The 1,148-nt window shown below is 69.8% G+C and carries 1 protein-coding gene; it reads right to left on the bottom strand.

The genetic code is table 11. The features are described 5' to 3' along the window. On the bottom strand, window positions 1-1,148 hold a 1,148-nt coding region (locus ACIBX3_RS61250; RefSeq protein ID WP_397130039.1), incomplete at both ends, for a beta-ketoacyl synthase N-terminal-like domain-containing protein.

Below are 1,148 nucleotides of genomic sequence, written 5' to 3'. Positions count from 1 at the left end.
ACACCCTCACCCCAGCCGGTGCCATTAGCCGACGCCGAGAACGCCTTGCACCGCCCATCCGCCGACAACCCGCGCTGCCGCGAGAACTCGATGAACATGCCGGGCGTCGACATGACCGTCACGCCACCGGCCAGCGCCAGATCACACTCACCCGACCGCAGCGCCTGCGCCGCCCAGTGCAGCGCCACCAGCGACGACGAGCACGCCGTGTCCACCGTCACCGCTGGGCCTTCCAGCCCCAGCGTGTAGGAGACCCGGCCGGAGACCAAGCTGCCACCACTCGTCGAGGCGGGGGTGCCCAGCCCGTAGTCGTGATACATCACGCCCGCGAAGACACCCGTCCGGCTGCCCCGCAACCCGTCAGGATCGATCCCGGCCCGCTCGATCGCCTCCCACGACGCCTCCAGCAGCAACCGCTGCTGCGGATCCATCGCCAGCGCCTCACGCGGCGAGATCCCGAAGAACTGGGGATCGAATTCGGCGGCGTCGTACAGGAACCCGCCCTGGCGCGTGTAGGTCTTCCCAGGTGTGCCGGGCTCCGGTCCGTACACCCCTTCCACGTCCCAGCCACGATCGGCCGGGAAGTCCCCGATCGCGTCCCTCGCCTGCGCCACCAGCTCCCACAGATCCTCGGGGGACTCCACGCCACCTGGGTAGCGGCAGGCCATGCCCACGATCGCGATCGGCTCGTCGACGGCGGCGGTCACGGTGGCCACGGCCTTTGAGCTTTGCCCGCCGACCAGCTCATTCGCCAGGAACTCCGCCACCGCCTCAGCCGTCGGGTAGTCGAAGATGAGCGTGGCCGGGAGCCGCAGCCCCGTGGCCGCGTTGAGCTGATTGCGGAACTCGACCGCCGTCAGCGAGTCGAAGCCGAGGTCCTGGAACTGGCGTTGAGAATCGATCGCCGAGCCGTCGGCGAACCCCAGCACCGTGGCCGCGCTGCCACGGACCAGATCAGAAAGCATCGACTGGCGGCCGGCGGAGTCCAGTGCGGCCAGGCGCTGAGCGAAGCCGTTGGCCGTGCTGGCGCGGCGGACCTTGGTCCTAGTCTGTGCGAATCGTGCGGGGATCAGCACGGCCCGGCCGGACGATACGGCGGTGTCGAACAGGGCCAGCCCGTCCTCGACGGACAACGGCTGAACGCCCGC

The organism is Nonomuraea sp. NPDC049480 (assembly GCF_044465905.1).
Taxonomy (GTDB): Bacteria; Actinomycetota; Actinomycetes; order Streptosporangiales; family Streptosporangiaceae; genus Nonomuraea.
The sequence above is the reverse complement of the archived record's forward strand: the minus strand, read 5'-3'. Positions and strand labels throughout refer to the sequence as shown.